This window comes from Binatus sp. (SeqCode), from assembly GCF_036522015.1.
Classification (GTDB): domain Bacteria; phylum Desulfobacterota; class Binatia; order Binatales; family Binataceae; genus Binatus.
In genome coordinates, this window is sequence record NZ_DATDGQ010000057.1 from 1 (window position 1) to 4538 (window position 4538).

Consider the following 4538-nt stretch of genomic DNA (forward strand, 5'->3'; position numbering starts at 1 on the left):
TAGAGCTGAAAGTGACCCGCTAGATACTTTTGACAACTGGGTGCAGAGCCTGTTCTGAGCGAAGCCGAAGGAGGTCACCCCTGCCCAAGGAAGCGTGAAACCCACGGTGGGTTTCACATTCAATCAAGTTCCGCAGCGGGCGCACGGGTGCGTAGCAAACCATAAACCGTCACCGCTAAGAACGCCGCCAGGTTGATCGATGCCGCCCCGATCAGCGCCGCATTCGGATGGTCGGGGAAATACGACGACGTGTCGGTGAGATGTTTTATATAGATGAGGTTGAACAGGAACGTCCCGCTCACGATAGCGAAAATCGAGGTGAGGAATTCGCTCTCCAGCGCGATCGGAATCAGGAAGACCAGGGGGTAGTAGAGATACCGCTCGTGTATCCGTGGCGCGAACATGAAGAAGCCGAATAGCGCGACGAATATCGCGAGCATCGCGGCGCTGGCCGAGCGCGCGCGCCAAATCAGATACGACGCGACCACGTAAACGACGCAGGTCAGCGCAAGACCGAGCGCACTGTACGAAACGCCGCCGAAGACTTTGTCCGTGTCGGGCGTGCCCATCCCGCCGATCAACCCCATGAAGTTGAACGCACCCACTGAAGCTTCGCTGAATCGCGTGCCGAGGTCCTTGTAGACGTTCACTATCCAGTCCCACGAATGTCCGAGTTGATACGGCAGGATTCCGATGGCGACCGTGCCGGCAAACGCGCCCGCGCACCGCACGCATTCGCCGATGCCAGCGTTGAGCACCGTCCACAGTGCGAGCGGAGGCGTGAACGCGAGCGCTTGCGGCTTGGCGAGGATCGCGATCGCCGCCGCACTCCAGCCGAGACGATAGCGCCCGGTGAGAATCAGGATCGCGGCGATGATCATCGGCAGCGCGACGACCGAATCACTTTGCCCCCACACCACCGTGTCGAAAATCAGCGCCGGGTTCAGCGCGAACAGCATCATTATGATGATTGCGCGCAGGCCGCGTCCGTCGCGCCACGCCGCGAAGTACAATGTGAGACCGATAAAGAGATCGGCAATCAGCGGCGGCGTCTCGACGACCACGCGAAAGCCGTTCGCCGTCGGCTCGATCAACTTGCCGAGCCACCCCGAGAGCCACAGCAGGTATACCGACCCGGGCGGATAGGCGTCGACCGGCAGGCCGGGATCGTAAATTTTCGAGGGCCCAAGCGCGACGGCCAGCAAAGCTCGATTGGTCTTCGCCCAGATGTCCCAATAGAAGCCGGTGAAATGAAACAGCGCGGCAAACTTCACCGCCGTGATCGCGAGCATGAGGCCAGCCGCCAGCATCCACGCTCCATCACCCGCTACGCGCGACGGTCGCGATATTTCGGCAAGCGACCATCCCAGTAGTCCCAGCAGGACAAGCCCGCACACGATGCCCACCAAGCGGACCGCAATACTCTCATCCGGCTGATGTAGCTGGTCCTTATAGAGACTGCGGATTGCGCGCAGATCGAATCTGACCGCGCCCCTCGGCGGCGGACCCGCAACCTCGACCACTTTGATATTGCGAAAGGTCGCGCGCCCGGTATCCGGATTCCCCGAGACACCGAGCTGACAGAGCAATTCGGTCGTATCGCCCCATCGATCTTCGATCAGGAAAAACGAAAGCGTATGCCAGTCTGTCGTGCCTTGCAGATGATTTGAGATGAGCTGAATGCCGTCGAAGGTGCTGATCGCGATGTTCGCGCCGCCTTCGCGCGGCATCGCATCTTCGACGCGCGCTTCGGCGGTGACCTGGTATGTCCCCGGCCGCAGCATCAGCGCCTGATGCCAGCTCGAAAACGTCCGACTTTTATTCGAGATGCCGAGTACGCCGCCCGCGTCCGGCGTATAGGTCCATGAAAACTTCGTGAGCTTCCTGTCGGACGACAGCGCATACCAATCGGCCGGCGCGTTCTCGAAGCCGGACGCGAGGTCGCCGTTTTTGACGAGATTGGTATCGGCGAATGCGCGCGTCGGCTTGCAGAGCCATGATGCGCACAGTGCGAGCGCCACAACCGCGATGAGTCGATGCATTAGTAGAATGGAATCAGATGCCGCGAGGGTTACCGATCCATGCGCATCCAATCAAGTGTCGATAACCATTTGCAAGACCTGATGCACTCTTGGCGCGCGCCGACTAGGATGTGCCGCAACCGGCTCGAAACCACGGGAGGGATTTTCGATGGCAGGTAAATCACGCGGCGTTACCCTTACGATCTTCGCGCTACTGTTCGGGCTTCTCGCGATATCCAACTTTTCAAAGCCACTCTCGCACGACCCGGGCATCGGCTTCGTGTTCATGGGCGTCCGGTTGAAGGGCACCGCCAACGCGATTATGGGACCGCTGTTCGGGATCTGCCTGGTGATCTACGCATACGGCATCTGGACGATGCGCCGGTTCGCGTTGCCGGTTGCGTGGATCTTTACCGGGTGGGTGATCGTGAACACGGTTCTGTTCAGCATGAAAAACCGATCCGAGCCGCATCCCTCGCTCGCATTTTCGATAGCGGCCACTGTGATTGGCATTGGCGTCCCGCTCGCGACGGCGATCATTTTGTCGCGCCGTAGCGCCGACCTCACCTGACGGAGCGAGTGATTCGCGATGCCAGAAAAATCGCGCGGCGCGGCTCTTACGATTCTCGCGATGCTGCTCGCGCTGATGGCGATTTCCAATTTTGGCAAGCCATTCGCGCATCACGCCGGCGTCGGCTTCGTCTTCTTCGGAATGCGGCTCTCGGGCTTCGCGAACATGATCGTCGCGCCGATTTTCGGGATCCTGCTCGTCGCGTACGTGTACGGAATCTTCGCGATGCGCAAGTTCGCGCTGCCGCTCGGGATTTTCTACGCCGCGTACGTGATCGTGAACATGGCGCTGTTCCTCGTGAGGTACCATGGCACCGCGGTGATGCAGGAGCACTCGTGGGCGTACCTCGTGCCCTACCCCTTCGTCGCGATCGGCGTGTCGTCGGGTGCGGCCTGGCTGCTCTACCGCCGCAGAGCCGACTTGCGATGAAAGTCTTCGACTCCTCGAGGCGTCGCGCGATCGAGGATTTTCGCGCGTACGCGGCGGAACGCGCGATCGAATTCAAGGATCTGGAAGCGATCGAGGAAAATGCTCGCCGGCTCTCGATTTTGGATCCATTGCTGACCGGAAAACGCTTCGCTTACATCGGCGAGTCGGATCATTTCATTCATGAGAAATATGAGTACCGGCTCCTGATGCTGAAGTACCTGGCGGGTCGCGGGTTCACGCATCTCGGCGAGGAAGTCGGCGCTTCGGATGGAATGCGAATTGATCGCTTTATCGCAACCGGCGACGAATCGCAGCTCGAACGCGTCACGATTTACGGCTATGCGGGCGCAACTCGAAGCGATCGCGACGACACTCCTACCGGAATTCTGCGCGAATCCTTCGGCGACGCCTACCCGACCGCGCTATTCGCCGCCGAGCAGAAACGCTTCGCGCACCGCCTGCGCAAGATTGGCGTGCGCTTCTTCGGCTTCGATATCGATCCGCTGCCCGGCGGCGGCTATGAGGATCTCGCCGAAATGCTGGACTCGATACCGGCCGACGCGACAATCGATCGAATCCGGAATGCGCTTCGACGCCTGCCGGGCGAAACAATCGATCAGGAAATCACGCGGCTCGACGAGGCGCTCAGATTGATCGAAGCCGGCCGACTCGACGCGCTGCGCCACTCCGCGACCTGCCTGCGCGACAGCTTCGACTACGTGCGGATCATGTATCCGGCGAAAACCTTCGATGCGCTCAATCCGGGGATGGCTTTTCGCGAGCGCTACATGCATCGGCAGGTGGACCGGATGCTCGGGCAAATGCGCGCGGATGAAAAGCTCGCGTTGATGAGTCACAACATGCACCTCTGCCGCGCGCCTGACGCGGTCGCAGGCAACGATGCCGGCGCGGGGCCGGGCGGGAAGACCGATCCGCCACTCGGCGCGTGGCTGGCCGCGCGCTATCCGGGCGAGATTTTTTCAGTATGGATGCTGATTGGGCGCGGGCGGGACTCGCAGCCATTTCCAACGTTATCAAAGGAAATTCGAGAGAAGGCGGGAACGCTCAACGCGCTGCTGGGCGAGATTGGCGATTGTTTCGTGTTGCCGATCGACCCATCCGACCCGCGCGCGCGGCTCCTGACTGAAAACATCGAGATTATGCATGACGGCAACGGCGGCGTCCGCACGGCAATCGCGCGGCAGGCCGATGCGATTTTTTTCGTGCGCGACGTGACCCCGTTGCGGGCATAGAGTCTGGCCCCATCTTGGCGGTAGTATCGGCGGTAGCCGCGAACGGCTCGGACCCGCGGCTCCGCGAGGTGCTCAGATGAAACGATCGCGCGACGGATCGATCTTTGGACGACGCGAGTTCCTGAAACGTGGCGTGCTTGCCGGAGTGGGAGTGTCTATCCTGCCGCTGGCCGGCGCCGCGAGCGCATCGGTCGAAGCGGCAGCGCCGCGCATTCGCCGTTACTCGGCGCTTGGCCGCACCGGTCTCAAGATTTCCGACATCTC

The 4538-nt window shown here is 60.9% G+C and carries 4 protein-coding genes and 1 pseudogene; 4 read left to right on the forward strand and 1 reads right to left on the reverse strand.

Annotation, left to right across the window (positions count from 1 at the left end; all coding sequences use genetic code 11):
* Positions 1-119: 119 nt before the first annotated feature.
* On the reverse strand, positions 120-2042 hold the full coding sequence (locus VIW95_RS02440) for a hypothetical protein (RefSeq protein WP_331583672.1): 1923 nt from the start codon (positions 2040-2042) through the stop codon (positions 120-122).
* 148 nt (positions 2043-2190) lie between these two features.
* Between VIW95_RS02440 and VIW95_RS02445 the strand changes: the two genes are divergently transcribed.
* The 4 genes and pseudogenes from VIW95_RS02445 to VIW95_RS02460 form a co-directional block, all read left to right on the forward strand.
* Positions 2191-2592: a hypothetical protein gene (locus VIW95_RS02445; RefSeq protein WP_331583674.1), complete on the forward strand. Its 402-nt coding sequence runs from the start codon at positions 2191-2193 to the stop codon at positions 2590-2592.
* Positions 2593-2610: 18 nt separating this feature from the next.
* Positions 2611-3021, forward strand: a complete 411-nt coding sequence (locus VIW95_RS02450; protein ID WP_331583676.1) for a hypothetical protein — start codon at positions 2611-2613, stop codon at positions 3019-3021.
* Positions 3018-4274, forward strand: coding sequence for an erythromycin esterase family protein (locus VIW95_RS02455; protein ID WP_331583678.1), 1257 nt, complete (start codon positions 3018-3020; stop codon positions 4272-4274). Before VIW95_RS02450 ends, VIW95_RS02455 begins: the two co-directional genes overlap by 4 nt.
* Positions 4275-4350: 76 nt before the next feature.
* Positions 4351-4538 (forward strand): annotated as a pseudogene (locus VIW95_RS02460) (hypothetical protein); the annotation flags it as partial.